This window comes from Vibrio spartinae, assembly GCF_024347135.1.
In the GTDB taxonomy this organism is placed as follows: domain Bacteria; phylum Pseudomonadota; class Gammaproteobacteria; order Enterobacterales; family Vibrionaceae; genus Vibrio; species Vibrio spartinae.
Genome location: NZ_AP024907.1, coordinates 1,282,275 through 1,308,257, shown reverse-complemented (window position 1 = coordinate 1,308,257; position 25,983 = coordinate 1,282,275). Strand labels below are relative to the sequence as shown.

21 protein-coding genes, 1 other RNA gene and 1 pseudogene are annotated in these 25,983 nt (G+C 45.8%); 17 read left to right on the top strand and 6 right to left on the bottom strand.

What is annotated here, in order from left to right; translation table 11 throughout:
- The first annotated feature begins 372 nt into the window (after positions 1–372).
- On the top strand, positions 373–1,557 hold the full coding sequence (locus tag OCU60_RS05965; protein WP_074373702.1) for an S-methyl thiohydantoin desulfurase domain-containing protein: 1,185 nt from the start codon (positions 373–375) through the stop codon (positions 1,555–1,557).
- A 7-nt stretch (positions 1,558–1,564) separates the two neighbouring features.
- On the top strand, positions 1,565–2,299 hold the full coding sequence (locus OCU60_RS05960; RefSeq protein WP_074373954.1) for an aspartate/glutamate racemase family protein: 735 nt from the start codon (positions 1,565–1,567) through the stop codon (positions 2,297–2,299).
- Between the two features lie 119 nt (positions 2,300–2,418).
- Here the strand turns inward: OCU60_RS05960 and OCU60_RS05955 are convergent, their stop codons facing one another.
- A complete protein-coding gene (locus tag OCU60_RS05955) occupies positions 2,419–3,006 on the bottom strand; it encodes a hypothetical protein (protein WP_139302129.1) in 588 nt (195 codons plus the stop codon).
- 329 nt (positions 3,007–3,335) lie between these two features.
- Between OCU60_RS05955 and OCU60_RS05950 the strand changes: the two genes are divergently transcribed.
- The 9 genes and pseudogenes from OCU60_RS05950 (at position 3,336) to OCU60_RS05910 (ending at position 17,113) form a co-directional block, all read left to right on the top strand.
- The gene (locus OCU60_RS05950) at positions 3,336–6,194 is read left to right on the top strand and encodes an XRE family transcriptional regulator (RefSeq protein WP_074373700.1); all 2,859 of its coding nucleotides are present in this window, start codon (positions 3,336–3,338) and stop codon (positions 6,192–6,194) included.
- 321 nt (positions 6,195–6,515) lie between these two features.
- A complete protein-coding gene (locus OCU60_RS05945; RefSeq protein ID WP_083602694.1) occupies positions 6,516–7,409 on the top strand; it encodes an alpha/beta hydrolase family protein in 894 nt (297 codons plus the stop codon).
- Positions 7,410–7,606: 197 nt separating this feature from the next.
- A pseudogene (locus tag OCU60_RS05940) lies at positions 7,607–7,786 on the top strand (IS3 family transposase); the annotation flags it as partial.
- Between the two features lie 202 nt (positions 7,787–7,988).
- Positions 7,989–12,140 (top strand): protein kinase domain-containing protein, encoded by a 4,152-nt coding sequence (locus OCU60_RS05935; RefSeq protein ID WP_074373699.1) that lies wholly within the window; start codon positions 7,989–7,991, stop codon positions 12,138–12,140.
- Positions 12,141–12,152: 12 nt separating this feature from the next.
- Positions 12,153–13,070, top strand: coding sequence for a hypothetical protein (locus tag OCU60_RS05930; protein ID WP_139302128.1), 918 nt, complete (start codon positions 12,153–12,155; stop codon positions 13,068–13,070).
- Complete coding sequence (locus OCU60_RS05925) at positions 13,037–14,374, top strand: YcaO-like family protein (RefSeq protein ID WP_205410508.1); 1,338 nt, start codon at positions 13,037–13,039, stop codon at positions 14,372–14,374. Before OCU60_RS05930 ends, OCU60_RS05925 begins: the two co-directional genes overlap by 34 nt.
- Positions 14,371–15,732: a TfuA-like protein gene (locus tag OCU60_RS05920; protein ID WP_074373696.1), complete on the top strand. Its 1,362-nt coding sequence runs from the start codon at positions 14,371–14,373 to the stop codon at positions 15,730–15,732. Before OCU60_RS05925 ends, OCU60_RS05920 begins: the two co-directional genes overlap by 4 nt.
- Positions 15,729–16,073, top strand: a complete 345-nt coding sequence (locus OCU60_RS05915) for a hypothetical protein (protein ID WP_074373695.1) — start codon at positions 15,729–15,731, stop codon at positions 16,071–16,073. The genes OCU60_RS05920 and OCU60_RS05915 overlap by 4 nt, the downstream gene beginning before the upstream one ends.
- 56 nt (positions 16,074–16,129) lie before the next feature.
- Positions 16,130–17,113, top strand: coding sequence for an FHA domain-containing protein (locus OCU60_RS05910; protein WP_074373694.1), 984 nt, complete (start codon positions 16,130–16,132; stop codon positions 17,111–17,113).
- On the opposite strand, the gene OCU60_RS22940 is transcribed toward OCU60_RS05910, so the two are convergent.
- Positions 17,093–17,269, bottom strand: a complete 177-nt coding sequence (locus OCU60_RS22940) for a DUF6538 domain-containing protein (RefSeq protein ID WP_306345733.1) — start codon at positions 17,267–17,269, stop codon at positions 17,093–17,095. The two genes, OCU60_RS05910 and OCU60_RS22940, sit on opposite strands and share 21 nt — an antisense overlap.
- A gap of 77 nt (positions 17,270–17,346) precedes the next feature.
- An RNA gene (gene ffs / locus OCU60_RS05905) (signal recognition particle sRNA small type) lies at positions 17,347–17,443 on the bottom strand.
- 276 nt (positions 17,444–17,719) lie between these two features.
- Between ffs and OCU60_RS05900 the strand changes: the two genes are divergently transcribed.
- A complete protein-coding gene (locus OCU60_RS05900; RefSeq protein WP_095533319.1) occupies positions 17,720–18,049 on the top strand; it encodes an MGMT family protein in 330 nt (109 codons plus the stop codon).
- On the opposite strand, the gene OCU60_RS05895 is transcribed toward OCU60_RS05900, so the two are convergent.
- A complete protein-coding gene (locus tag OCU60_RS05895; protein WP_074373692.1) occupies positions 18,041–18,472 on the bottom strand; it encodes a YbaY family lipoprotein in 432 nt (143 codons plus the stop codon). The two genes, OCU60_RS05900 and OCU60_RS05895, sit on opposite strands and share 9 nt — an antisense overlap.
- Positions 18,473–18,637: 165 nt before the next feature.
- Between OCU60_RS05895 and tesB the strand changes: the two genes are divergently transcribed.
- On the top strand, positions 18,638–19,546 hold the full coding sequence (gene tesB, locus OCU60_RS05890; RefSeq protein WP_074373691.1) for an acyl-CoA thioesterase II: 909 nt from the start codon (positions 18,638–18,640) through the stop codon (positions 19,544–19,546).
- Between the two features lie 380 nt (positions 19,547–19,926).
- Here the strand turns inward: tesB and OCU60_RS05885 are convergent, their stop codons facing one another.
- On the bottom strand, positions 19,927–20,388 hold the full coding sequence (locus OCU60_RS05885) for an Lrp/AsnC family transcriptional regulator (RefSeq protein ID WP_074373690.1): 462 nt from the start codon (positions 20,386–20,388) through the stop codon (positions 19,927–19,929).
- Positions 20,389–20,528: 140 nt separating this feature from the next.
- On the opposite strand from OCU60_RS05885, the gene OCU60_RS05880 reads away from it, so the two are divergent.
- Complete coding sequence (locus tag OCU60_RS05880) at positions 20,529–21,647, top strand: PLP-dependent cysteine synthase family protein (RefSeq protein ID WP_074373689.1); 1,119 nt, start codon at positions 20,529–20,531, stop codon at positions 21,645–21,647.
- A 29-nt stretch (positions 21,648–21,676) separates the two neighbouring features.
- Positions 21,677–22,243 carry a hydrolase gene (locus OCU60_RS05875; protein ID WP_205410507.1) on the top strand — a complete coding sequence of 189 codons (567 nt, stop codon included), beginning with the start codon at positions 21,677–21,679 and terminating at the stop codon, positions 22,241–22,243.
- Between the two features lie 169 nt (positions 22,244–22,412).
- Here OCU60_RS05875 and OCU60_RS05870 read toward each other — a convergent pair whose 3' ends face one another.
- Positions 22,413–23,276, bottom strand: coding sequence for a Tim44 domain-containing protein (locus tag OCU60_RS05870; RefSeq protein ID WP_074373687.1), 864 nt, complete (start codon positions 23,274–23,276; stop codon positions 22,413–22,415).
- 158 nt (positions 23,277–23,434) lie between these two features.
- Between OCU60_RS05870 and OCU60_RS05865 the strand changes: the two genes are divergently transcribed.
- Both OCU60_RS05865 and OCU60_RS05860 read left to right on the top strand, forming a co-directional pair.
- A complete protein-coding gene (locus tag OCU60_RS05865; protein ID WP_074373686.1) occupies positions 23,435–24,025 on the top strand; it encodes a TetR/AcrR family transcriptional regulator in 591 nt (196 codons plus the stop codon).
- Between the two features lie 57 nt (positions 24,026–24,082).
- Entirely contained in the window at positions 24,083–25,954 is a 1,872-nt protein-coding gene (locus tag OCU60_RS05860) for an MFS transporter (protein ID WP_074373685.1), read from the top strand.
- Positions 25,955–25,983: the final 29 nt, after the last annotated feature.

The following is a 25,983-nucleotide window of genomic DNA, read 5'->3' as shown; positions in this document are numbered from 1 at the left end:
TCACGTTGTTGCTTCTGTCTAAATGCGAAGATGAGCATCCTCTCATTGTGAAAGCATGTGGGACTGAATACATGGGTAGCCCTGTTATTGATTCTGATAGCCGTCGCATTTAATCAAGGCTCAGGGGCAAATAAAGTAGAAAGTCGTCAAGCGCATAGTTAATGAAGCGTCACCTTGGTATAAGGGGCGGAACAGCCCCTTATACCCACTGGAACACAACACCAGCGACACCAATTGCTGAATGTCAGATGTACAGTCTACGCCGGCACAAGTCCGGGCATCCGGCAGATAACCAAATGATACTGCCTTGATACTGAATTGATCTCGACATCAGTTTAATGTTTCTGTTCATTTCAACAGAGGACGTTATTTATGGTATCAAAAGTAAAAACCTTGAATCGGACAGATTTGGCTGATGTGATTTTGGGGGCGCATTTTTATGCTTGTGGTGGTGGCGGTGCGCAGAAAAATGGAGAAGAATTACTCAAAGAAATTGACAAGCTCTTCGCGTCAACATCTGATGTTCAAGTACAGTACATTGATATCCATGAGGTTCAAGATACCGATCAGCTTCCGGTACTGGCTGCCATGGGGGCACCACAAAAGTTTCTCCAGAAAGGATATCGTTCTTCTCCCGTCACGGCATTTAATGATCTGGAGAAAACCAAAAACACGACATTTTCAACATTGTCACCCGTCGAAACCGGACCGATTGCCTACGGTATGAGTTTACTGGTGGCCGCAGACAGAAAGATTCCGATAATTAACGGTGACGGTGGCGGCCGGGCCTTCCCCTGTTTACAGTTATCGACGTTTGCGAATTTGGCATTAGAAAGCCCGATAGCGGTCTCACCCTGTGTACTCACATCAGAAAAATATCTAAAAGAAGATGGCGGCGTCATCGCGATTGGCTGTAAATCGAGTGCTGATGTTGACGCAATGACGAGAGGGATTATCAGTCAATCGAAAAGTTTTGATGACCGGGCCTCCCTTGCATCATTTGCAATGACTGGACGTCAATTAAAGCAAACCAATGCCGTTGTCCCGGGGATGTTATTGAAAGCAAAAGCCCTCGGTCAACATATCAGACAGTGTATTGAGGATCAGCTTTCCTGCTTTGATGTGATAGAAACGCTGGATGGCGCACAGTGTGTGATGAAAGGCAGACTGAATAACATTATCACGATGACCGGCAATGGTTTTGACTGGGTTGCACAAGAATATCAGCAAGATCACTCCGGTAAAAAATATTACGTCATTTCACAAAATGAAAATATGATTTTGTGGGCAGATGATTTAAGTATGCCCGTTGCAATGGCCCCTGATTTGATTTGCTGCCTGTCCAGTGATGCTTCACTAATGAGTAATGATGAAATCATTGATGCATGGAAAGCCGATCAAGACGATCCCCGGCTCAAAGAGATGGCAATATTTACTGTAGATGCTGCCCCTCAAATTAATCAGCCTTGGTTCCATGAGCATTTTTCAGAGATATTTAGACGATTCGGTTATTTTGGTAACTATCACCCACCAATTCAACATAAGATGAGAGGTTGATATGTCGATGAAGATGAAACTTAAAATTATTATTCCGGTAAATACCACAGAGTTTACTGAGCAAATCTCAAAAAGTGTGAATCGGTTCAGAAGTGATAAGGTGACGATTGATTTAGAGCATATTGATCATGGCACGCCATTTATTCAATCCCGGGTTGATCTGACAATCAATGCGCCGTATGTCTTAGATAAAGTGATTCAGGCAGAACAAGACGGATATCAGGGTGTATTTGTGACGGATATGGATATGTGTGGGGTTGAGGCTGCAAGACAAGCAGTCAAAATCCCCGTTGTCGGTGGCTTCAGACCAAACTTTTTTACTGCAATGTTATTGAGTCAAAAGGTTTCGATTCTGACTGTCCGTGATGTTGTTGATCTTCAGAACGAACATGTGCGGGCTTTTGGCGTCACCGAAAACCTTGCATCGATCTTGCCTTTGGATAAATGCGTTAATGAATTGAAAGCACCGTCTCCAGATGCGGAAGAAATAATTCTCACGGAGTTATTCGAGCTGGCCTGCAGGGCTATTGAACAAGATGGTGCCGACAGCATTATGTTTGGTTGTACCGGGTTTACCAGTTTCTCAGCACCTTTGAGTGAATTGCTCACTGCGAAGTATAAACAAAATGTGCCGGTAATGGATCCGAACTGTTGTGCCATGGGGTATTTAATCATGCTCGTGGAAAATGGTTTATCTCAAAGTGGGTTGAGTTATCCATATCGAGATAAAGTTAAGGTTTAGTTATTTGTTATTATATAAATCATAAGATAAACATTATTTTAAAAAAAGCAGCCAATATAAGGCTGCTTTTGTAGATTATAGTTAGAATTTTATTATTTAATTAATGGATAAATATTAATTTAAACATTCTCTAATTCCTTATTATCTGCTTTAACTTCTATAATATCAACAGTAAGCCCATCACGGTTTTTCTTTGCATTGCAAAAGATTTCTTTTTCACCATTCTGTTTACTAATTTTCAGTTGATCTTTTCTTGCAACAGCAAGAGCTTCATCAAACATCTCTGGAGTATGTCCAGTTAGGAATGCGCTTAATCGTTGTGCATTATGTTTTTTAGATTCGGTAGTTTTCCAGGAATGAATCGTTTTTTGCGCTGTAGATTCGTCATTTAATGACATTCTATTTGCGTACACTACACCAGATGTAGTTTCTTCATCCATGTATAATACTGTGCCATCATCATCTTCAGAACCCTGCACCACATAATAATAGCCTGTGTCTTTAGGTTGCAATGTAGTATAACGACAAAAAACAGTAGCATTTTCTTCTTTGTCTGTCGCTACAAATATTTTTTTCTGAGCAACTTCTCCAGCTTTATTTTGCTGAATTTTTAGGAATCCGTTAATTTCTTTTGCATTTTTATTATGCTCTGGTTTACATTTTACTTTAACTTTTACTTGGTCTACAAGTCGCATATTTTCCATCATTTTTCTCCATATTTCCCAGTTGAGATCGTTATTTTGAATAAAATTTAGAAGATGCTATGTCCATAATTTTGTGTAAGAGGATAGATAAATCCAGACAGCAACACGGTTAAACATGTACTTAATTCATAGCACCGACATAATTAAAATAACCCGTGGTTGAGAGTAGTTCTGTATCAAACCGGCATCATGTGTTAATCAGTCAGTATAATTTGGTATCAATTTTTTTATTTCATAATGAAAATCATGATTTTATGAGACCTATGCACTTGAATGTATAACGCTTTGAACTATGATAGTTCATCATATGGAAATGATGCTGGGTAAATAAAATGGCTGACACTATTTTTATTGATGGTCATAAATTAAGGCTATTGAGAGAAAAACTGGCTTTATCTCAGGAGGGGTTGGAGTACGCATGCAGTCAACAGAAGGGTTGCAGTGTATCAATTGCCACAATCAAACGAGCTGAACTTGGAAAATCATTGAGTAAAAGAACCGTTGCACGTCTTGCAAAGTTTTTTTCTGTCCCACTTGAGGAATTAATCAAGACAACATCATTGGCGTCAGAAAAAGAAAAATTTAAGCAAAGACTTGCTTTAACATTATGGGTTCAAGTCGATTCAAAAATAATATTAAATGAAATACGAATTCGGATTGACCAATTATCACCGTTGACCACTGAACATTTCGGTAACACCTTAGTGGTCGCCTTACCTTGTATCGACGATGAAAAAAAATTGTATTTGACGCTTCAACAATTTCTCTTAAGGCTTTCTCATCAAGCGACTCAACATTTCACAGCAATCATTTCAACGCAACTTCTGTCTAACCAAGATGAAGGTCATTGGCATCTTGACGAAGCTTATATTCATGAGATGTCAGACTTTGCTTTGCAGCTTGATGACGCCACAATACTGGTCTCAGATTTATTAATCGAAGCCAGCGATCAATATTTTTCTTACTGTGACCAAGCCTTCATATCTGGCTACAAAATGCTGATAAAAGGAGGGCAAGCTTCTTTCGGGGAGACCCAAGGAAGACATCATGAAATAGATTTATTTCAATATGTAATCGATGGCGCAATGCGTAAAAATGAACATTGTCTTCTAGCGATTCAAGGCGTGCAAGGGATAGGGAAAAGCCATATGCTGAACGTTCTCGCAAATTTGGCCGAAAAGCAGGGCTGGCAAACGGTTCGGCTGGATTTTCATCTCGCACTGGCACCCGAGGCATTGTTACTGAACGCATTGAAAGATCTTTTGCCAGATAACGGTGAATCACAAACCGATAAGGATAACGACTTTTCCAATACCGGCACAATTAGCTTGGCAAAAGCCATCGGCCGGATAGGGCCAGTTTTTTTGTCACTTGATAATTTCCATTTAATTGATGAAACCACACTAGCCACATTGCTTAAAATGATTACACAGTCTGAGAGTAAGTCTTTAGTGATCGGTGCGGCTTATCTGCCGACTAATGCTGCAAATCAACATGTAGATGCATTCAGTACCGTCCGAATGCCCGTGTTCAACATGACATTACAACCGCTTGAATATGACGATATGGTGCAGTTGCCAGCCTCCGATGTTACCTCTGATATGATGGCATTGAGTTTAGATGGTGCGAAAGGAAATCCTGCCCATTATTATCATCTGTTGATGTTATACGCTCACAACAAAATCCCATTCGAAGTGACGCTTTACTTAGAGAGTAAAATTGATGCACTTCCAGCAGAATTAAGCCGAGTGATGTCATTTATTGCTTTAGTGACTGATCATTTGACGCTAACGGAGCTTTGTGCGGCAGCGACCCCTCAATCAGGCGTCATTGACAAACTGATCGAAATGAGATTGATCAGGTTGTCACCAGAACAGGTTGTTTATGTAAATCATCCTTTTTTAACGCACGTGCTCCAACAGAAAATCAGCCACCAAGAGAAGCGAAAAGTTTACCTTTGCATGGCTAATTATTTGGCGTCTGGTGCGTCAAAACCGACACAAGAAACACAAAGACAAATGATTGATTACTATACGAAGGCTGAAGCTTGGCAAAAAGTCGCTCAAGCATTGCTTATGGTGGGAAGGCAATACATTGAGAAAGGGGAATATGCCGCTGCTAAAAAAGACCTTCATACTGCGCTTGAATGCTACAAGCGCCAACCAGCAACTGAACAGCAATTAGATTTGTTGTTTGAGATTTACCTACTTCAGGCAATCATAGAAAGGCAGACGAAAGGATGGGTCAGTCATAGCACTGTTGCAGCTTATCAGCGGTGTATTGTTCTTGCGAAACAAATGGGTTGCCCATTCCGCCATTGCATTTCTTTAAGTGGCTTATGGGTAAGGCAACTGATGGCGATGGACTTTGAACTGTCTGAAAATACGGCCAATGAAATGCTTTCTTTGGCTGAGCAATCCCAAAATGACCGCTGTAAATCACTCGCCCATAGTTGCTTATCAAATTCTCAATTTTGGCTCGCTAAACATCAGGATGCCATTCGTAATGCAAAAGCGTCGTTCCAATATTTTCAACATATTGAAGATCAGAATGTTTACTTGGCAGTGGGTATCAATCCATTGGCTTTAGCGGGCTGTTTTGGTGGTTTATCCTCCATATTAACTTGTCGTGATGAGGATGTTCAATTTTTTCAAAACCCTCAGTTTGAAACCTTGACTCAGAATGACCCTTTTAGTTATGCAATTGTTTTACAGGGGAAAATATGGTCAGCTTATCACCTGAAAGATTTTGACAACATCGTCATTCTTGCTGAACAATTGCTGGAGATTGCTGATTGGAACAACTTTCCATTCTATCGGGGGATTGCATTACTATTTAAAGGGTGGGCATTATCTTTCGTCGACACAGCCCCCAATGAAGAGCTGTCGTTAACGCTTGTTGAGGAGGGTTACAGTCATTGGCTGGCATCAAGTGGCGATCAGATTGCCCACTCGCTTTATTCACTGATTAAGGCTGAAGTTTATTGTAGATTTGGCTGTTTTGATGAAGCGAAGCGTATTTTAGAAAAGGGAATAGAACTTGCCCTGCAAAAAAAAGAGGTTTGTTACTTATCCCCTATGTATGCGCTGATGGGAGGTTTAGCCGATAATGATGGTGCCGATTATATCAATATGTCCCAGAAAATCGCTGATGAACAAGGCGCGCATCTATTTATGAAGCAATCGAGGTAAATGATACTCCCATGCGAGTATCAACGCTTCAACACCAAAGCATCAGACGTCCTTTTCATCATTGGTTTCTAATTCTTCTATACCTTGCCATACGTGTCACACTGATTATCTGCCTTATTATTATCAATAGTGATATTAATAGTTAATCCTTGTTTCTGAACAGATATCAAATAAAACGCAGATAAACTAAACATACCAACATTGAGTTGTTGAAAAATTGAACAACCCCTCTAGCTTTATAAAGGAACACATATGCACCAGAGCGCATTATTGACGGTGCCAATGTGATTGTTAAGGCTCAAAACACACAATGGAGTGATTATGAATGTTTTAACAAAATGTAAGCTAGCATTGGGAATCATAGTGATATTTTTTTCATTGCCAAGTTTTGCGGTACCGTGTTCAGACTGTTCAAATGGATTTGAACGAGGCCCAGTTCCTCGCGTTGATCAGTTAGAATCCAGTAGAGGACCTTATTCGGTAAAAACCATCAATGTTTCTAGACTCGCCAGAGGATTTGGTGGGGGCACGATTCATTACTCGACAGAATCGGGAGGACAGCAAGGCATCATTGCGGTCATTCCGGGCTATGTTTCTTACGAAAGTAGTATTAAATGGTGGGGACCGCGTTTGGCATCTTGGGGCTTTACTGTGATTACGATCGATACAAATACGATTTATGATCAACCTGATAATCGAGCAGGTCAGCTCAGTGCAGCAATCGATTATGTCATTGATAAAGGTAAGGATCGAACCTCTCCGATTTATGGATTAGTGGATCCAAATCGAGTCGGCGTCATTGGCTGGTCGATGGGCGGGGGCGGTGCCCTCAAACTGGCAACCGACAGAAAGATTGATGCGGTGATCCCTCAAGCGCCTTGGTATCTTGGATTAAACCGTTTTTCTAGTATTACTTCACCAACCATGATCATTGCGTGCCAAGCCGATGCTGTCGCGCCAGTGGACGTACATGCTTCTCGATTTTATAACAAAATCCCGGGAACCACGCCAAAAGCATTTTTTGAAATTGCGTTAGGCAGTCATTTCTGTGCCAATACAGGGTACCCTAACGAAGATATTTTAGGGCGAAATGGCGTGGCATGGATGAAGCGCTTCATTGATAAAGATAAACGCTATAATCAATTTTTATGTGGACAAAATTTTGATAGCAGTCTTAGAGTGAGTGAATACCGAGATAACTGTAATTACGATTAGTGATACATATAACTCATGGTCAATTAGCGATTTTTGTAAAGTCAGAGCAGATATGTTCTGACTTTTTTATGCGCTGAATAAGCCGGGTTTTAGTGCCTGCTGTTTTTGATAAATGATCTCCGAAAATCGAAGAACTCTAACTAAAATGGTATACTGCTAGTTTAGGGGGATGTTTACAGCTAAGGTGTTCAGAGTATGTTGAAAGTTTCTTTCACTCAATGAAAGTTGAAGCGATTCAATATGAACCGAACATGACGAGAGAGGAGATGCGCCAGACCATCTTTGAATACATAGAGATTGATTATAATCGGACAAGAAAACACAGTACTCTTGGGTATCTAAGCCCAGTTAACTTTGAAAATCGAAATGTCGCTTAATGAAGTGTCCAGTATTGCTGATGGAGATCACAAAATCACAGTACAGTTTTTTTAAACTCCCTGCTTCTTTTCATTTTTTTTCATTTTTACGAGACAACGCTCCATATTCCGCGATTGACGGTCACTCATTTCAAGGCTAGATTGATGCGTTATGAATTGGTTGCGCGTCGGTTGCGCATCGTTTTCGACGCAGGGTGTTAGAATGAATTCTAAACTAGTAACCAATGGTACATTAGAGACGACATTTGTCTCCTCCAACTACACACTGATTGAAAAAGTGGGAGAAGGTGGTTTCGGACAGGTTTACAAAGCTGTTCAAGCAAGCACGCAAAAGGTGGTTGCGATTAAGTTTCTTTCTCCTTCCGGTGCTGAGTCCACAATAAAAAGGCAAAGGAGTATTGCCCGCTTCAATCGCGAATGTGATCTCGTTCGGCGATTAAATCATCCCAATATCGTGTCCCTCGTCGATAAAGGACAACAAGGCGATTCACTTCTCTATGCCGTTTACGAATATATCGACGGAATAACACTGAAGGACTACTTGGCAAGTCAGGGACCTCTCCCGCCTCCTGAGGCTGCCGAAATAATGGCCTGTGTTCTCGATGCGCTCGCACACGCCCATGAGCAGGGTATCATCCACCGAGACATCAAACCTGCTAATATTATGCTATTTGACGTCGGTGCCAAGAAACATGTCAAAATACTCGACTTTGGCATTAGCACAATAAAGAGTGAAGCAAACCATAAGGAGTTTCAAACTCTCACCTTAAGTCATGAAACCCTTGGCACTCCCAAATATAGCGCTCCAGAGCAACTTAGAGGAGAGCCTTCTTTACCTCAAACCGATATATATGTCTGGGGCCTGGTTTTCATGGAATGCCTGACCGGAACGGCGACCATCAAGGGGAGTAGCGCTGCTTCAGTTTTTTATCATCAACTTAGCGCTGCCAATATTCCTCTCGGCCTATTGGCAGGGCATCATTCTGCACCTTTCTTTCGACGAATTCTCCACAAAAAACCGCTAGAACGCCCTGGTAATACCGTTGAACTATACCGAGACTTCAGGAGAATCAACTTCTCTGACTTAGTACCGCCCTCCCCACCCCCTGCCACTTCTGGAAACGAACAGCGGCCCCAAGAGTCGCTAACACAGGAAAATACGGTTTCTTCAACCTACTCGCGGTTTACAGAGCGAAGGCAGATTTCGGTTCTTTGTATCATTATTTCCCAGCAGCGAACGTCCTTGGTTGATTCTGCCTCTGAAAATCAGGACATCGCAGAGATGCTGCTCTCCGATCAAAATCATCAATGTGTCGATATTGCTCTCCGCTATGGCGCAACACACGTAGGTTCTGTCGGTGACACCAATCTGTTCTATTTTGGTTATCCCACCGCCAGTGACAACGACAGCAGGCTCTGTGCGAGAGCAGCATTCGACATTTGGAATAACCTACACAATAAACGGGAACAATTGCTGGAACGGCACAACATTTCACTGGAACTCAAAATCGGCATAACAACGGGAACGATGCGGAGTATTGACGGTGCTATTCCAGAAGGCCGCGTTACCAACAATGCGATGTTTCTGGCAAGAGAAGCAAAAAAGAATGAGATAGCCTGTTCTGCCCAATTCAAGGATGTGCTCAGCAACCAGCTTCTGTTTGAACCGAAGGCAGAGAGTAACCATTCTTCTTCACCGCAGTATTATCTGCTCAAAGGGGAACGATTATCTGAAGCTTTTGGTTTCTTACGCAATGTAAAAACGTATGGAGAGATATTTGGTCGACAGCAAATTCTTGATGAACTCTTGATTTTGGATCGCCCTAGTTGCCCTTATCGACTTTTTCATATTCATGGGGAAGCTGGTATTGGTAAGTCTCGGCTTCTGTTAGCACTTAAGGAAGAAACGAAGAACACAAACCTGTTTACATTACAGTGTCTACCTGAATATCAAACCAGCGCTTTGTATCCGTTGCTTAATTTGATTTCTACTTTGTACCAGCTTAATGAAAAGCTGGCAGATCAACGCCTTTCCCACATTTTGAGTAAGCTGCCATTACCTTCTATTGAACGTGAAAGATGCTCTGCAATTCTCTGGGCATGGCTGCAACCCTATGCAATGCTTAGCATGCAAGATGAGGAAGAATATCAGCAGCTGATTGCAGGTATCTCCCTCAAACAACAAAAAGCACTGCTTTTTCAGTCCCTCGCTCACCTCCTGTGCCTGATAGCTAACGATGCAGAAAGCGAAACAGGCCGGATATCATGCCTGATTGTTTGTGAAGATCTCCATTGGGCCGATCCCACAACCCTTGACTTTATCCGCTATTTTGTTGAGACCCCGACTTACTCAGCAAACAATCCCATCTGGTTAAGTACATCAAGATCACCGCTACCTGTGAAGCCAAGCCGCGATGACTATCTTGAGACGACACTTTCATCCCTCCCTGATAGTCACTGCCGAGAGCTGATACAGCACCTCTTTGACAATCAACCGGTGAGCGAAAGAGTTGAACAGTTATTCACTCTGCGCAGCGACGGTAATCCACTCTTCCTCGAAGAACTGGTTGGCTATGCGCAAAAAAATGGCTTGGTAGAAAAAATAAATGGCCTCATCGACTTCGTCGTATCTGAGCCTGAATCTCATGTTCCAGAGAACTTGCGAGAGTCATTGCAACAAAAACTCGACAGCCTGGTTTTTGCCAAAGATACGGCTCAGCTTGCTGCGGCTATCGGGCGAACATTTAGCGAAAATCTCCTCCTTGAGGCGTCCGAAAAAGACGCGAGCCAGTTGCAAACCGACCTTGAGGAGCTTCAACGCACCAACATTATATTCAAGCAGCGTAGCGTTGATGGGAACAAATACCAGTTCAAGCACGCCCTGATCCGCGATGCCGTCTATGAGAGCGCAACCACGCAGAAAACAATTCATCGGCAAGTAGCGGTTGCGATGGAACAAGGGCGACCAAGCAATGCGTATTCGCCAGCGATTATTGGTGCGCAATGGTCCAAGACAAGCTCACCCGACCAGGCTATTCCCTATTACCTGAAAGCCGGTGACCAGTCTGCCACCTCTTCCATCGTTGAAGATGCCATCCATTACTTTGAAAAAGCACTCTCTCTTTCTCAAAGTGAATCCCCAGACAACACCATCCATCAGCAAAGATTATCCGCCCGTATTGGCCTGGGAGACAACCTAGTGAGGCTAGCACAGCATGATGAAGCACGGGCACATTATCTGGCAGCCATTAAGGAAAATATCAATACCGGCGAAAACAAAGATGGTGGGGAAAGCACAACTGAAGAGGTACTAACTGGTGCCAGTTTATACGTCAAGTACGGCAAGTCGCTCGAAACGCATCATCTGCACGAACAAGCGCTAGCGGCGTATGAGCTGGCAGAAAAGCTACTTGAAGGTTGTACGGTTACCGGTGCGGATTGGCACATGTCATGGCTATCTGTACAGATGGCCAAGCTTTACGTATTCTATTGGCGTAATAAGCTGGAAGGGATGCTTGACGTGATAAAAGCAATCGAACCACATATCGATGATTTCCATGACCCGCTGTCAAAAGCACAGTTTTACGACGCCAAATTGCAGTTTGAATTTCGACAGACGCGTTACGACTTATCTCACCAGCAGGTAGCGCTTGCAAACAATGCTTACCTCGCCTCACTTAACACCGACAATTTCCCTCTGCAAACCCACTGTTTATTTAGCCTGGGGTTTACCTGCTTATTCAGTCAACAGTACCCTGAAGCCGAAAAGCACCTTATAGACGCACTAGAGATTGCCAACGAAAAAGCGGATGCCACGCTTAAAACCCGCTGTCTTGCGTACATTACCGTGCTTTATCGCTTGCTGGGAAAAACAGAGGAAACGGGAGAGTATCTGGTTCAGGCCATTGAATACGCAGAAAAATCCGGAATGGATGACTACGTTGCTATCGCCTGCGCCAACAAAGCCTGGCTCGCCTATAAAAAAGGGGATTATCAACACTGTCAGGCGCTAATCGATAAAAGCAACCAGATATGGAAAGCACTGTCGAAGGAGTTTCCATTTCCTTTGCAATGGCTAGGACTGCTTATTGAGCTAGCTCTTCTTGCCGGTGCTACAGGTTTCTCCTCTCCAGATGCAGTGAGTCAGCGATTGTTCGAAGTAATAGAAACCTTGCTGGATTCCAGTCAGCACGCGCTTCCAGCTTCAATCGTTACTTCGCTCAAGGAAGCGACTTATCGGGAAGGCGATATTTGTAAAAGCAGTATTTGTAACAGCGATATTCATGAAAAACTGAGTTGCCGGAAGTCAGTAGTCAAGGCATTGGAACACGCGAAAGCGTTAGGCTATTTATAAGTAAAAGGACATATGATGAACGATTTATCACCTGATGAGCTTCAGAAAGATCTGACCCCATATATTGATGAAGATGGGCGGCTGACTCTCCGCTCGCAAGATATCTACCTAATCCGGGAAGATGGAACACAAGCGACACTCATTAACTATGAGGATTATACTGGGCAAAACGCAAGGCTGATCGAATGGTGTTATAGCGAGTCTGACCACCATTTCTTTTTCTCTCCCCAAAAAAGCATAGACCGGTTACAGCCCATGAACCTTATGGGCCCGATATTAACCAAGGTCATCCCATGGAACCTAGACAATGCCTGCTACCCAGAGAATGTCGATCCTTGCGAACTTAAGCCTGGTTATCTGCTCGATTTACGCGTTTTACAACTCAACCGGCTACGTGCCCCACTCAATGCCAACCCCCCTCTTTTGGAAAAGAAGGATACGCCCATTCGCAAACTCACCCGAGATCCCGACAGGCAAGTCAATAGCAACATTCCCCCTTGCTCTACCCACCAGCTTAAAGAACCCGTACCTGAAAATCTTTATATCGTCTCTTATCTCAATCCGCTTCAGGTCAAAGACACTAACGATTTTTATCCCTATCACATCCACTACCTAGGCGCAGAAGATATTAATCAGCTACCAGTACTTGATTTTGAAAAAGGTGCTGACATCGACCTGGATGAACTACAGCAGACTATTACTGAGCTTAAAAACCAGGTACACAGCCACACCTTTGTTGACATTAGTGATCTCATTTCACATTTGGGAAAGATCAAAAACGAGAGCAACACCCTCACCGCCCAGTCACTGGCTCGATACTACCGCAATGCCGGTGTCCAGGCTGGCGCATTAAACCCCAAGGATGTACAAACTGATAGCCGACTTGTCGGTACCGTATGTATGGTAGCGAATCTGCAAAGCTTCCTTTAATGAGAGAAAGCAATTTACCCAGGAGTCACGCCTGTTGCGTGACTCCTTCCCTCAAACCAAAAGGACAAGCGATGGCCTGCAAAGCACACCAAAAGGGAACACATCGCTCGTGCTCCCCACAGTCCACGTTCAACAACATATCACCCTGGCTGTCCAGCATGGGAATAACGCGCATCGCCAATATTACCGGCCTCGATAACATTGGCATTCCTGTTGTTACTGTGTGCCGCCCTGAATCATGTGCTATTTCTGTCGCTCAGGGAAAGGGGCTGGATGTTATTTCCGCCAAGGTATCAGGCGCTATGGAAGCGATTGAAACCTACCATGCAGAAAATATCGACCTGCCGCTCAGGTTATCAAATCTTGCTCAGCTTTCAGAAAACCATCATGTAATAGATGTGGATAGGTTACCAAAGCTGTCTTTTAGCCATTTTTCCAGCCACAACCAACTGCTCTGGATAGAAGGAGAGGAACTGTTCACTCAGCAAGCCATCCATATCCCTTATGAGGTGGTCCACTGCAACTATACCCTGCCACTTCCTACCGGCAGCGGCGCATTTATCATGAGCTCAAATGGGCTGGCATCTGGAAACACGCTCGACGAAGCAATCGTACACGGGCTTTGCGAAGTCATAGAGCGCGATGCGCTGACACTGTGGAGGCTCGAACAAAAATATGCCGATAGTCCTATTGCTCGCCAGCTGAACCTCGACACCATCGACGACTCAGACTGCCTTAGCATCCTTGCCAAATACCGAGAGGCGGGGGTTTATATCCAAGTTTGGGATATTACTTCTGACATTGAGTTGCCGAGTTTTTTCTGTCGCATTATTTCAGAAAACGCGACCACTAGCCCCCGCTATCCTGCTTTTGGCTCCGGCACCCATCCTTGTAAATCTATTGCTCTTTTGCGAGCACTGACTGAAGCAGCCCAAACCCGCCTCACCCTCATTTCCGGCTCTAGAGATGACATTAAAGCGAACGATTATCATTCACGTGGTGAAGAAAGCACTGCTGTCCGTTCTGCTGAAAGTTATGCAGGGCCCCTGAGGAACTTTGCCGATATCCCCTCTTGGAGCCACCAACGTTTTGACGATGACATAAAGCTTGTCCTAGGCAAGTTGAGGCAAGTTGGGATCACTCAGGTCGGTGTCGTTAACCTCGAAAAAAACCAATATAAAATACCCGTTGCCAGAGTCGTTGTACCAGGGCTGGAAGGCATTGATGAAACCACAGGATACATTCCCGGACAACGAGCGACATCGCTAATAGCGTCACTGACACGTAAGGAAGAGTGGCTATGAGCATTATTCTATTCAGCGGCCCCACGATCACCGCACAAGAGGTACACCGCCTACTTGATGCGGATTGTCGGCCTCCGGCCAAACAGGGAGATATCTATCTCGCCACTCACGACAAGCCCAAGGTCATCGTTCTAATTGATGGCTACTTCGAGAGCGTGCCTGCGGTATGGCACAAAGAGATTCTCTACGCCCTGTCTCTTGGAATCAACGTCTACGGCTGCGCAAGTATGGGGGCTCTCAGGGCCGCAGAACTTGCAAGCTTAGGAATGGAAGGCTTTGGTGAAGTATTCAAGCGCTTTCACTCCGGTGAACTGGAGGATGATGATGAGGTCGCACTGGTTCATGGTCCAGCAGAACTTGGCTATCCGGCGATCTCAGTTCCAATGGTCAACATCCGGGCTACACTTGCCGCCGCTACCCAGAACCAGATTATCACCCCTCATGAAGAAGCGAGGTTGACAGAGGTGCTAAAGCAGCACCATTACCCCCAACGGACATATCAGCAACTAAAGCAGCAGGCCACCGCGCTACTCAGTGAAGAAAAGTCGCTGTTGCTTCAAATCTTTATCGAACAGCATACTGTTAATATCAAAAAACAGGATGCGGTAGCGCTGCTTGAACACCTCAATGGACTTACTGATACAAGCCCTGGTTTTAATGGCAAACAGGATGCTATCAACAACAAACCAGTCCACCACTTCGCAAGGACAGACACATGGGAAAGGCTCACCTCCCACCTGGATTACCAGAAAAAGCTCTCGGATCACTCACTCTCGCCGGAAGAACTGGTGCGCGAACTCAAACTTGATGGGTGCTTTCTTGATCTTAAGCAGCAAGCTTTATGTCGAAAATCAGCCTTGAGGACGGCCTCGTCACACCGTCCCGTGCTAACTGGCAGCCAACAACAGAACGCACTGATTGAACTAGCGTTTCGTCAATTTGCCTATATTGATCAAACACTGAATTTTGATCGCCTCGCCACATGGCTAGCCTCACAAGGTATCGACGAGTGCAATTTTGACCTTCTCGTCAACGAACAATCACTTTTGGCCTGGCTGGAAAGCATCGACCCACAATTAGAAGGCGATATACTGGATATTCTGAAACTGAACAACCGCTACGCTGACTATCAGGCACGGATCGCTTTTAAGCGACAGGCGCCAACGCTGGCTATACAAGACCTAACCATAAATGAGCAACAACTCTGGGAGTGGTTTTTCGCCGTTAAACATCCAGATAGCCCAACACAAAACCCTAACGATGTATGGCAAATACTTGGCTTTCACTCTCTGGACGAACTAAAAAGCGCCGTAGTACAAGACTTTCAATACCAAATGCAATCAGGAGAACAAGGATGACTTCCCAACAACCATTGAACATTATCGCATCACTAGAAATTAGCCGAGATAAGGAGCACCAATTCCGAGAACTCGCAAAATGTATTTTTCCCCCACTTGCTAATCAGACTGGCTGGACGCTGACATCAGTTTGGTTTATTTCGGAGGAACAATGCCCAACGCTGAAAATACAGAACCAGTGGAATACAGCGGCACTAACTATAGAGCAACTGAACAGCGAACTTGAAAGCGCCTTTGAGCAGCTCATCCGGAAAAGTCCCGAGTACCAGAATCTGTTGGATGAGTTAGATGCGCTGACCCTCGAAGAGACACTCAGTTACGCATATAGCTACACGCTTTAGCAACACACTCTACGAACAACTAAAGTGAACTTACGCATAGTAGTCAGGAGAAAAACATGGCTTATCTTAGTAACATTCGCCTCGAGCACCCCATTTACCTCAAAGCCTTTCATCAGATTGGTCGACTATCTTCCGCTGTAGACACGACAATTAATCTCCCGGACGTCTCCCGTATTCATGCTATCATTGAGTTTAAAAAGCACTGGTATATTCGAGATCTCAGTAAAAACGGTGTACGTGTAAATGGAGAACGACTCGAAACCCATTGCCCTTACCAGCTTAAACGTGGAGACCAGATCTGGTTTTCCTCGGCTCAGAAAGAACCTTTCGTCATCGCGAGCCTAGAGCCCCCAAAAGATATACTTCTTCCTGCATATCACGATAACAATGAATCACATCACCTAGAACCAATTTACTTAAAGCGCTACCACTTCTTGCCCGATGATACATCCCCAGAGCTGGTTGTTATCTATGACCAAGAGAACCAAGAGTGGCAATGCGAGCATTTAACAAGTAGCCAATGCTATGTACTGAAGGACGGCGAGCAGCTTGAGTTCTCAAACAAAGCATGGCGGTTGTTCAAAGGAGCTCACTCAGAAGAACAGGAAACTGAATATCTAGATGCACAGCCAGACAGCAATTTTCGCTACATCTTCAATATCAGTCAGGACGAGGAGCTCACCGAACTCACCATCAAGGACAGCCAGCGATGTATCGATTGCCAAACCAGAAGCCACCATTATCTCACGGCTCTGCTCGCACGCTACAAAGCGGAGGATTTAAGACAGAACATACCTGAACCCTCACAGGGCTGGCGTTCTGTAGACCAGCTAACAAAAGACATGGGAATATCTGAGACCCACATCAACATTCAGATCCACCGAGCTAGAAAGCAACTGGCCGAATTGCAGGAAACAATGGGGGTGATGGTCCCCAATATTATTGAAAGGAAACGAGGACGGATAAGACTGGCAGCAACGAACTATCAGGTGATTAAGGGGAATCAGTTGGAAATAGATTCAAGCCATTGGTTGAATTAAGCAAGGCTCTGTTGCAGACCTCAATTTTGCCGTAAGGCGGCAGCGAGTGCGAAGAGATTTTTTGATTTCACGCCCGTTAAAATAAGAACAATACTGAGGTGGAATTTGATAACGGAAATACCAGATACCGGAGTCGCATTGACTAAGATAGAACATAATTTAGTACCAATTACTTTCTAGGACCTAAACATAATCTAAGATATTGATTTAAAAAGGATACATCAGATGGGTGGAAGCCCCAGCCACATCCCGGCACACACGTCATTCGCTGTGGCTGCTACCTTCCGGTCCTGACCAAGTTCACGAATTAGTGTTGCGGGAGGACCAGGGCCTCCATAGATAAGGGCTTTGATGGTGAACATCGAAAGCGAGGTGATTATCAAGGATTGGGATCGGCATTGCAAGCCCCTTTCTGATAAAAGTGGACTGAGACCAACTGAGTGCGCAGGGATTAATCAGCTTTGCTCGTTTTGTGCCATGACAACCTCGCCTGCTTAATGCATGATGCTCATCAAATACCTGACAGACAGGCGTTTTGATCATACACTGATACGCATCAATTCAAGTTCTCAACGTATGACATAGACTTTTCTGACGGATTCAATGATGGCTCACTCCGATGATAAACAGCAGTTTCTCGCTCAGGTATTTACCGTGATTCACCAAATTCCGCCCGGTAAAGTCAGCACCTATGGCGATGTGGCTAAAATGGCGGGTTATCCGGGCTACGCGCGCCATGTCGGTAAAGCACTGGGGCAACTGCCCAAAGGCTCGACACTCCCTTGGTTTCGGGTCATTAACAGTAAGGGAGAAATCTCTCTGTCCGGTCCGGATTTTGAACGACAACGTACCGAATTAGTCGCAGAAGGGATACCAATCAGCAGCAACGGCAAGATTTCACTGCGTTGCTACCGCTGGCAACCCGGCTCAATGTGATGATGCGCTTTTCACCAATGTCATCTGGATCTGACCATCATAGACTGACGGTTCAGGTGCAAGCTCTGCTGCCATCCCCTCGCCTACATACCGGACATGACCTCGTTCAACAATCTCCGCCTGAATGCGGTAGCGATGATTGTGCCGGATGTTCGCCCCGGAATAAGCGAGTTGAAAGTCAATCGGCAATGTTAAACCATCACCATGAAACTGGTATTTCGCAATCACTTGATCGTGTTGCGTTTGATCATTGAGTGTCACCACCACGAACACATGTTCCGGTAATGGATAATCACCGAGTAATGTACCCGTCATGTGATGAATGCGTGATTCATGGCGTTGAGCTTGTGCTTGTCCCGCACTGCTGAGAAAAACACAGAGAAGGGGCAACAAAAGGTACCATTGATTATTATGTTTCATCATTACCAATTTTATATCTATATTCATTCCATGTTAGGCCCATAATTATAGAGATAAATATCAATGAGACAAAACTTGATTTTCGATTTGTGACAGCGTTTGATGTCGATGTGTAAATAACGTCGGTATGTAAATAACGTCGGTATGTAAATAATATAGTGAGGTAGTATGAGCAAAGCTCTCAATAATTTACTTAAACTTTTACAATTAGAAAAACTAGAGGAAGGGCTCTACCGGGGCAACAGTGAACACCTCGGATTACCGCAGGTTTATGGCGGACAAGTGATCGGTCAGGCACTCTCTGCTGCCCGCTATAGCGTCGATGCTGAGCGAACGGTTCATTCATTTCATAGCTACTTTCTTCATCCGGGCGATCCGGAAAAACCGATTGTTTATGATATAGAAAAGCTCAGAGACGGACGTAATTTCAGCACTCGGCGTGTCAAAGCGATCCAAAATGGCCGACCGATTTTTTATCTGACCGCGTCATACCACGGTGAAGGCACCGGCTTTGAGCACCAAAATACAATGCCAGAGGTTGCCGGGCCGGAAAATTATGCGTCTGAAACTGAGTTGATGAACCAAATTTCCCACCGCCTCTCTGACGCCGTCAAAAAAATGTTTTGTCGCGAGAAACCGATTGAAATCCGTCCGGTGCATGTGGTGAACCCGTTCAAGCCGGAAAAAATCGAACCCAAGCAGTATCTGTGGATCCGGGCCAACGGCAAGTTACCGAACGATCAATTGATCCATCAGTATCTGCTCGCCTACGCCTCTGACTGGGGCTTTTTGATCACAGCATTGCAGCCGCATGCAGTCACGATGATGACACCGGGATTTCAAGTCGCAACCATCGATCACTCGATGTGGTATCACCGCCCGTTCAGTATGGATGAGTGGCTGTTGTTTGCGATTGAGAGTCCGAGTGCCACCAATGGCCGTGGTTTGGTGCGGGGCGAAATCTACAATCAGCAAGGTGATTTGGTTGCCAGTGCGGTACAAGAAGGTGTGATGCGCTTTCTTGATCACACCAGTCCAAAGCAATCCGATGGCAACGATCCATCAGATGACGCTTAATTGAACCCCATCACCACCGGTTATCCAGATAAAACATTTTATTACGCCAGACTTTACTTTCCCCCAAGGGGAAGCTTTATGATACAGAGGTCTTCACAATGAGCATCGGAGGTTAGTATGGGATGTTGTAATAACCCCCCACCGGGAGGGAGTAACAATGTGAGTCTCTTCTTGAAATACATTGGGGTCTTGTTTGCCGTCATTGTCTTGATTACATTGTTATTTGGTTAATGGTTAATAGCTAATAGCTCTTTGGTTAATCGCTGTTTGGTTAACTGACCGCTCTCACGCAGATGGCCTGTCCGCGAATTTCCCGATGCTGACAGGCCGTTGTGATTTATCGTGTTTACGCTCCGTATTTGCAGCATTGTCATGACCATTCATGATAAGGGCAGTTCCGTGGTATATTTCAGTGACTCCATCGCAAAGGTTGAGGTCACATCACTCAACCCTTCGACACGATTGACCAGTTGTTTATAAAATTCATCAAAGCAGCGCATATCTTTCACCACGACTTTCATCATATAGTCGTACTCCCCCGCCATCCGGTAAAATTCCATCACTTCAGGAAACTCTGAGGCGATTTCAACAAAACGGACATACCACTCATGCGAGTGATTACTGGTTTTGAGCATCACATAGGCCGTGAAGTTTAACCCCAGCTTTTCCGGATCCAGCAACGCGACTCGCTTGTGAATAACGCCCATGTCTTCCAGCTTCTTTAACCGCTTCCAGCATGGTGTCGTTGTCAGATGAACCGCCTCGGCAAGCTCATTCAAAGACCAATCCGCATTCTGCTGTAACAGTCGCAGTAAATGTTTATCGGTTTTATCCATCTGCATACTCCAAAAATTCAATATAAGAGAAAAATATTCTCTCATTTAGCCAATAAACAGTAAAAAATGAAACCTTTTTCTCTGAGAATACGGTTATTTTTATTCTACTCGTTCGTTCATCTTATCCGCTTATAGGAAGTGTTCATATGTCCAGTAATCATGGTTGGATTAAGCAGGCAATTCATCAAATCATGGCCGAAGAAGCCCATCATCCGGAGACACCGCTCATCAAACTGCCCGTCCCCGGTTTACAGAACATCGACATTTACCTCAAAGATGAAAGCTGCCACCCGACCGGGTCACTGAAACACCGCTTGGCCCGCTCACTATTTTTGTATGCTTTAACCAATGGGTTGATCGGACCGGACACACCCATTATTGAATCCTCTTCCGGCAGCACGGCCATCTCTGAGGCCTATTTTGCCCGGATGCTGGGCCTGCCTTTCTATGCCGTCATGCCACGAACCACTGCGCGTAAGAAAATTGAATTGATCGAACAATATGGCGGTCAGGCTCACTTTGTCGATCGTGCTGGTGATATTTATCCGGCAGCCCGACAACTGGCTGAGACACTCAATGGACACTATATCGACCAGTTCACCTATGCAGAACGGGCATCAGACTGGCGTGGCAGCGATAATGTGGCTCATGCAATATTTGATCAGATGGCACAAGAACGTTTTCCGCTGCCAAGCTGGTTGGTGATGTCAGCCGGTACCGGCGGCACCTCTGCCACACTGGGACGCCACATTCATTATCGCCAATATCCAACTCAACTGTGTGTTGCGGATTGTGAAAACTCCGTTTTTTACGACGCATTCGTCCACAATAATGCCCAGCTGACTTGCCAACAGAGTAGCCGGATTGAAGGGATTGGTCGCCCGAGAGTTGAACCGAGCTTTATTCCCGGCGTCATCGACACCATGATGGCTGTCCCTGATGCTGCCAGCATCGCAACCATTTACTGGCTGGAAAAGCAAACCGGCCGCAAAGCTGGCCCGTCAACAGGGACCAACCTCTATGCGACCCTCAAGCTCGCCCAGCAAATGCAACGTGACGGTGAAACCGGCTCGCTTGTCACGCTGTGGTGTGATGATGGTGAACGCTATCTGGACTGCTATTACAATCCCGCTTGGGTGCGTCAACACTTCGGTGATATCACACCTTATCTGGCACAACTGGATTCATTTGAACGGAATGGGAATTTTTCTGCGGATCAGCAATCCAAGATCACACCTCAACCTGAATTGCAGGCGGGGGCGTAATCTCTGATTCTCATCAATTCAAGGAAACTATGATGCTGACATTGAATCCGCATGAAACCGCATTGATTCTGATCGATTTACAACATGGCATCCTCGCACCGCAACGCTATCCGCATCACGCCGATGACATATTGGCAAGGTGTCAATCTCTGGCAGCGCGTTTTCGCCAGCACGGTGCAACGGTTGTCGGTGTCAATGTCGGTTGGTCGGCTGACCAACAGGATTACCCGCCCGGTGTGGTTGATGAACCGACACCGGCACCGGACGCGATGGAACACTGGATGACACTGGCTGATGGCGTGGTTCAAGATGGTGATTTACGGATCACCAAACGGCAATGGGGCGCGTTTACCGGGACAGAGCTGGATATGCAGCTCCGCAGACGTGGGATTCGTCATCTTGTTGTCGTTGGCATCGCCACCAATATGGGCGTGGAATCAACGCTACGTCACGGTTGGGAGCTCGGATATGACATGCTCACCATCGAAAATGCTTGTAGCTCATTCTCAGCAGAATTTCACCACATGGCTTTTGAAACCATTTTCCCGCGACTGGCCCGGGTTCTGCCAAGCGATGATGTCCTGCACTTCATTTAATCGTCACGAATCGTACAGCCTGATCCAGCACGAAGAACTCAATTGACACACAGAACAATGCCTCCGCTTGCGGAGGCATTGTTTCATCAATCAACTTATTTCTATCAATCAACTTATTTTTATCAATCAACAAGTTATCTGGCCGATAATTAGCCTTGAATACCGACGATCAGCCTTGAATACCGACAATCAGCCAAGGCGCATTCGGTACGGTTAAGTCCCGTTCAAGATGCCAGATATCCTGGATCTCTTCTTCAGTCCCTTCGACAGCATCACGGTAACGCCCTGAAAATTGTAAGCTCAACTGGGCACGGTTCGCATCGTAGTCAGCTCGGACAAATTCAGCATCGACATACATCACATCGGTATGTTGCTCACCGACCAGTTTGTCCCGCTCGGCTTTCAAATCTTCAAACAAGCTTGCAGAAACGTACTCACGAATCATGTCTAACTCATTATGATTCCATGCGCCCTGCAAAATGCGATAGTGTTCACGGGCACCGTTGAGAAAACCAGCCCGATCGAACGCTGGCGGATAACGGTGCGGTACATCGCTGGCAGCATTGGTACCAAAGCCACTGCCACCCATGGAATCAGCAGGTTGTTCGAAGTTATGCACATGAGACTGGCGATGAGCGGTCCCGCCAAATGCCGGTTGCTGCTGATTCATACTGCCCTGCTTGGCAGCCAGCATCCCGCGCAATAGTTTGAAGATAAAATACGCCACTAACCCGATAATCAGAATATCCATGAACTGGATACCTTCAAAAGCACCACCGAAGAAGGCCGCCAACAGACCACCAGCCAGCAAACCACCCATGAGTCCACCCATCAGCCCTTTGCGTCCGGCATTTTGGGTCTGACCTGCCTTATTATTCTGCGTGTTGGTGTTGCTGTACTGTTGCTTGGATGCCGGTGCCGTTTTGAAGCTATTGCCCAAAGAGCGGCCACCACCGAATTTCTTGGCATCAGCAACAGGCATCACTGCCACTGAAACAATGATTAGGGTCATTAACGATAAAAAACGTTTCATGTCTATCCTGTGTCTTATTAAAAGGGATCAGAAGTATCATAGACACTCCCTCACCCCAAAGAAACACTGTACATGTATCAGAATATTGCAGGCTTTGATTGACGCTCAGACAAGGGAACAATAATATATTGAACGTTGTTCATTAACGATTACAGATCATGGCCAGAAGAAACGACCACACGCGAGAAGAGCTCATTCAGCTGACATTAGAACATGTCAAAAAATTTCTTACCGATCACTCCTATCATGAGCTGAGCTTACGCAAAGTCGCCGCCATGATTGGGTATGTCCCCAGTACACTCGTCAATGTTTTCGGCAACTATAATCTCCTGCTATTACATGCAGTCGCCCAAACACTCGATGAGCTGATTGAAGCTGCCCGACAAGCCGTCAGCCAAAGTACCGATCACCGGGACGCCTTATTTCAGCTCGCCTACTGCTATCACGACTTTGCCCAAGACCATACCTTCCGCTGGCAACTGATTTTTGAACACAATATGAATGGCGAAGATTTGCCCGAATGGCAGACCCAAAGAATCGATCACATGACGGATATACTGGAAACCCTCTTACAACAGTTGGCGCCACAACGTTCAGCAGAGGAAATTACCACCACCAGTCGCGTATTGTGGGCCGGTGTCCATGGCATCACGTTGCTGAGTGTCGATGATAAATTCTTTGCTTCATCACCGATTGATGGCAATGAACTGATTCATAACCTATTGACTCATTATCTAAAGGCTTGGTAACCAAACCCGCCAGAATAGCGCTGACTCAATCGCACTGGGTAAAAAGGATGTGCTCCCATGTCTCATACGACTTCATCACTGCTCTCTTCCCGGCGTTTTTTGCCCTATTTCATCACCCAGTTTTTCGGGGCATTTAACGACAATGTGTTTAAAAATACCCTGTTGCTATTTGTTGCATTCAGCAGTGCCGGGCAACTGGCGATTTCAAGCACCCTGTTTATTAATCTCGCTGCCGGTTTATTTATTCTGCCTTTCTTTTTATTTTCTGCATCTTCCGGTGTGCTTGCGGATCAACTGGAAAAAAGCCAACTGATCCGAAAAATTAAGATGTTAGAAGTGGTGATCATGAGTCTGGCTGCCGTTGGATTCATCACCCACAGCTATCTTATTCTACTCTTGCTGCTTTTTCTGATGGGGACTCAATCAGCCTTATTCGGCCCGGTCAAATATGCCTTACTGCCACAGCAACTCAGACCGGATGAACTGATGAGCGGCAATGCGCTGGTTGAAACCGGGACATTTTTAGCCATCTTGCTGGGGACCTTACTGGCCGGTGTCATCGCTTCAACCCCGAGTGCAGAATACATCGCAGCGGGTGCCGTATTGGTGGTCGCCCTGTGTGGCTATCTGGCAAGTTGCTATATTCCCAATGCACCGGCAACCGCGCCGACGCAACGTTTTCGGTGGCGCCCCATCTCACAAACACGTAACACACTGCACATTGCCAAGCAGGATCCCGTGATCCACCGGACCATTCTGATCATCAGTTGGTTCTGGTTTATGGGAGCGACCTATCTGACCCAATTTCCCAATTTCACCCGTTATTTCCTCCACGGTAACGAAGGTGCGGTCTCTTGGCTACTGACGCTGTTCTCCGTAGGCATTGCCCTCGGCTCTTTACTATGTGATCGTCTTTCGCGCCATCGCATTGAACTCGGACTTGTGCCACTGGCCTGCTTGGGGATCTCGCTCTTTGGCTACGGGTTGGCCGACGGTGTGCCGGGCGCACTCCCCCAACCCATGGACTTTGCGACCTTTATCACCACCACCGAACTGTGGCCGCTATTTGTGAGCCTGTTGTTACTGGGCGTCTCCGGCGGGATGTTTATCGTCCCTTTGTACACGTTATTACAACAGCGCGCCCATCCGGACCAACGTGCTCAGGTGATTGCAGCCCTCAATATATACAACGCGCTGTTTATGGTCATCAGCGCGATTTTAGCCATTATCGTCCTGTCGTTGCTGCAATGGTCAATCCCCGACCTGTTTCTGTTACTCTCGCTGATCAATCTGGGCGTCGCGGTCTATTTACTGTGCAAGCGACCAATTGAGACACTGCGTTTCGTGCTGGCATGTCTGGCGAAGCTATGCTATCGCGTGCATTACCGCAATTTGCATCATCTTCCGTCGCAAGGCGGCGCCCTGATTATCTGTAACCATGTCACATATCTGGATGCGCTGATTCTCAGTGCCGCTTCACCGCGATTGATCCGCTTCGTGATGGAAGCCGATTACACCACTTCGCCGCTGATTCGGCCCGTGTTGAATCGTGCAGGGGTTATCCCGATCTGTGCTGCACACGGCAAAACCATTCGCCAAGCGTTTGTCCAGATTGAACAGGCACTTCAGCAAGGAGAACTGGTCTGTATCTTCCCCGAAGGACGGCTCTCATCAGACGGTGAAATCGGACCGTTTCTGCGCGGTTTGGACCGCATTATTCAACACACCAGTGCCCCGGTCATTCCGCTGGCACTGAAAGGAATGTGGGGCAGTTATTTCAGCCGTCATCGCGGCCGCGCCTGTCGTGGCATCCCCCAACGTTTCAGAGCCAGAATTGAAGTGGAAGCGGCGCCGCCAATCGTTGCTGCCGACACCAGCAGTGCGCAGTTACGGCAATACGTTGCTGAATTAAGGGGGGCGTGGCGGTAGTTGTTCAATTTTAATGAATGAAAGTTAAA

What these genes read in the sequence shown, in the direction of transcription:
- OCU60_RS05960 (WP_074373954.1), top strand. Translation starts at nt 1,565, where the DNA reads ATGAAGATGAAACTTAAAATTATTATTCCGGTAAATACCACAGAGTTT.
- OCU60_RS05910 (WP_074373694.1), top strand. Translation starts at nt 16,130, where the DNA reads ATGGCTTATCTTAGTAACATTCGCCTCGAGCACCCCATTTACCTCAAA.
- OCU60_RS05900 (WP_095533319.1), top strand. Translation starts at nt 17,720, where the DNA reads ATGGCTCACTCCGATGATAAACAGCAGTTTCTCGCTCAGGTATTTACC.
- OCU60_RS05925 (WP_205410508.1), top strand. Translation starts at nt 13,037, where the DNA reads ATGTATGGTAGCGAATCTGCAAAGCTTCCTTTAATGAGAGAAAGCAAT.
- OCU60_RS05930 (WP_139302128.1), top strand. Translation starts at nt 12,153, where the DNA reads ATGATGAACGATTTATCACCTGATGAGCTTCAGAAAGATCTGACCCCA.
- OCU60_RS05885 (WP_074373690.1), bottom strand. Translation starts at nt 20,388, where the DNA reads ATGCAGATGGATAAAACCGATAAACATTTACTGCGACTGTTACAGCAG.
- OCU60_RS05875 (WP_205410507.1), top strand. Translation starts at nt 21,677, where the DNA reads ATGATGCTGACATTGAATCCGCATGAAACCGCATTGATTCTGATCGAT.
- OCU60_RS05965 (WP_074373702.1), top strand. Translation starts at nt 373, where the DNA reads ATGGTATCAAAAGTAAAAACCTTGAATCGGACAGATTTGGCTGATGTG.
- OCU60_RS05955 (WP_139302129.1), bottom strand. Translation starts at nt 3,006, where the DNA reads ATGATGGAAAATATGCGACTTGTAGACCAAGTAAAAGTTAAAGTAAAA.
- OCU60_RS05950 (WP_074373700.1), top strand. Translation starts at nt 3,336, where the DNA reads ATGGCTGACACTATTTTTATTGATGGTCATAAATTAAGGCTATTGAGA.
- OCU60_RS05880 (WP_074373689.1), top strand. Translation starts at nt 20,529, where the DNA reads ATGTCCAGTAATCATGGTTGGATTAAGCAGGCAATTCATCAAATCATG.
- OCU60_RS05915 (WP_074373695.1), top strand. Translation starts at nt 15,729, where the DNA reads ATGACTTCCCAACAACCATTGAACATTATCGCATCACTAGAAATTAGC.
- OCU60_RS05920 (WP_074373696.1), top strand. Translation starts at nt 14,371, where the DNA reads ATGAGCATTATTCTATTCAGCGGCCCCACGATCACCGCACAAGAGGTA.
- OCU60_RS05860 (WP_074373685.1), top strand. Translation starts at nt 24,083, where the DNA reads ATGTCTCATACGACTTCATCACTGCTCTCTTCCCGGCGTTTTTTGCCC.
- OCU60_RS05895 (WP_074373692.1), bottom strand. Translation starts at nt 18,472, where the DNA reads ATGATGAAACATAATAATCAATGGTACCTTTTGTTGCCCCTTCTCTGT.
- OCU60_RS22940 (WP_306345733.1), bottom strand. Translation starts at nt 17,269, where the DNA reads ATGTTCTATCTTAGTCAATGCGACTCCGGTATCTGGTATTTCCGTTAT.
- OCU60_RS05945 (WP_083602694.1), top strand. Translation starts at nt 6,516, where the DNA reads ATGAATGTTTTAACAAAATGTAAGCTAGCATTGGGAATCATAGTGATA.
- OCU60_RS05865 (WP_074373686.1), top strand. Translation starts at nt 23,435, where the DNA reads ATGGCCAGAAGAAACGACCACACGCGAGAAGAGCTCATTCAGCTGACA.
- OCU60_RS05870 (WP_074373687.1), bottom strand. Translation starts at nt 23,276, where the DNA reads ATGAAACGTTTTTTATCGTTAATGACCCTAATCATTGTTTCAGTGGCA.
- tesB (WP_074373691.1), top strand. Translation starts at nt 18,638, where the DNA reads ATGAGCAAAGCTCTCAATAATTTACTTAAACTTTTACAATTAGAAAAA.
- OCU60_RS05935 (WP_074373699.1), top strand. Translation starts at nt 7,989, where the DNA reads ATGAATTCTAAACTAGTAACCAATGGTACATTAGAGACGACATTTGTC.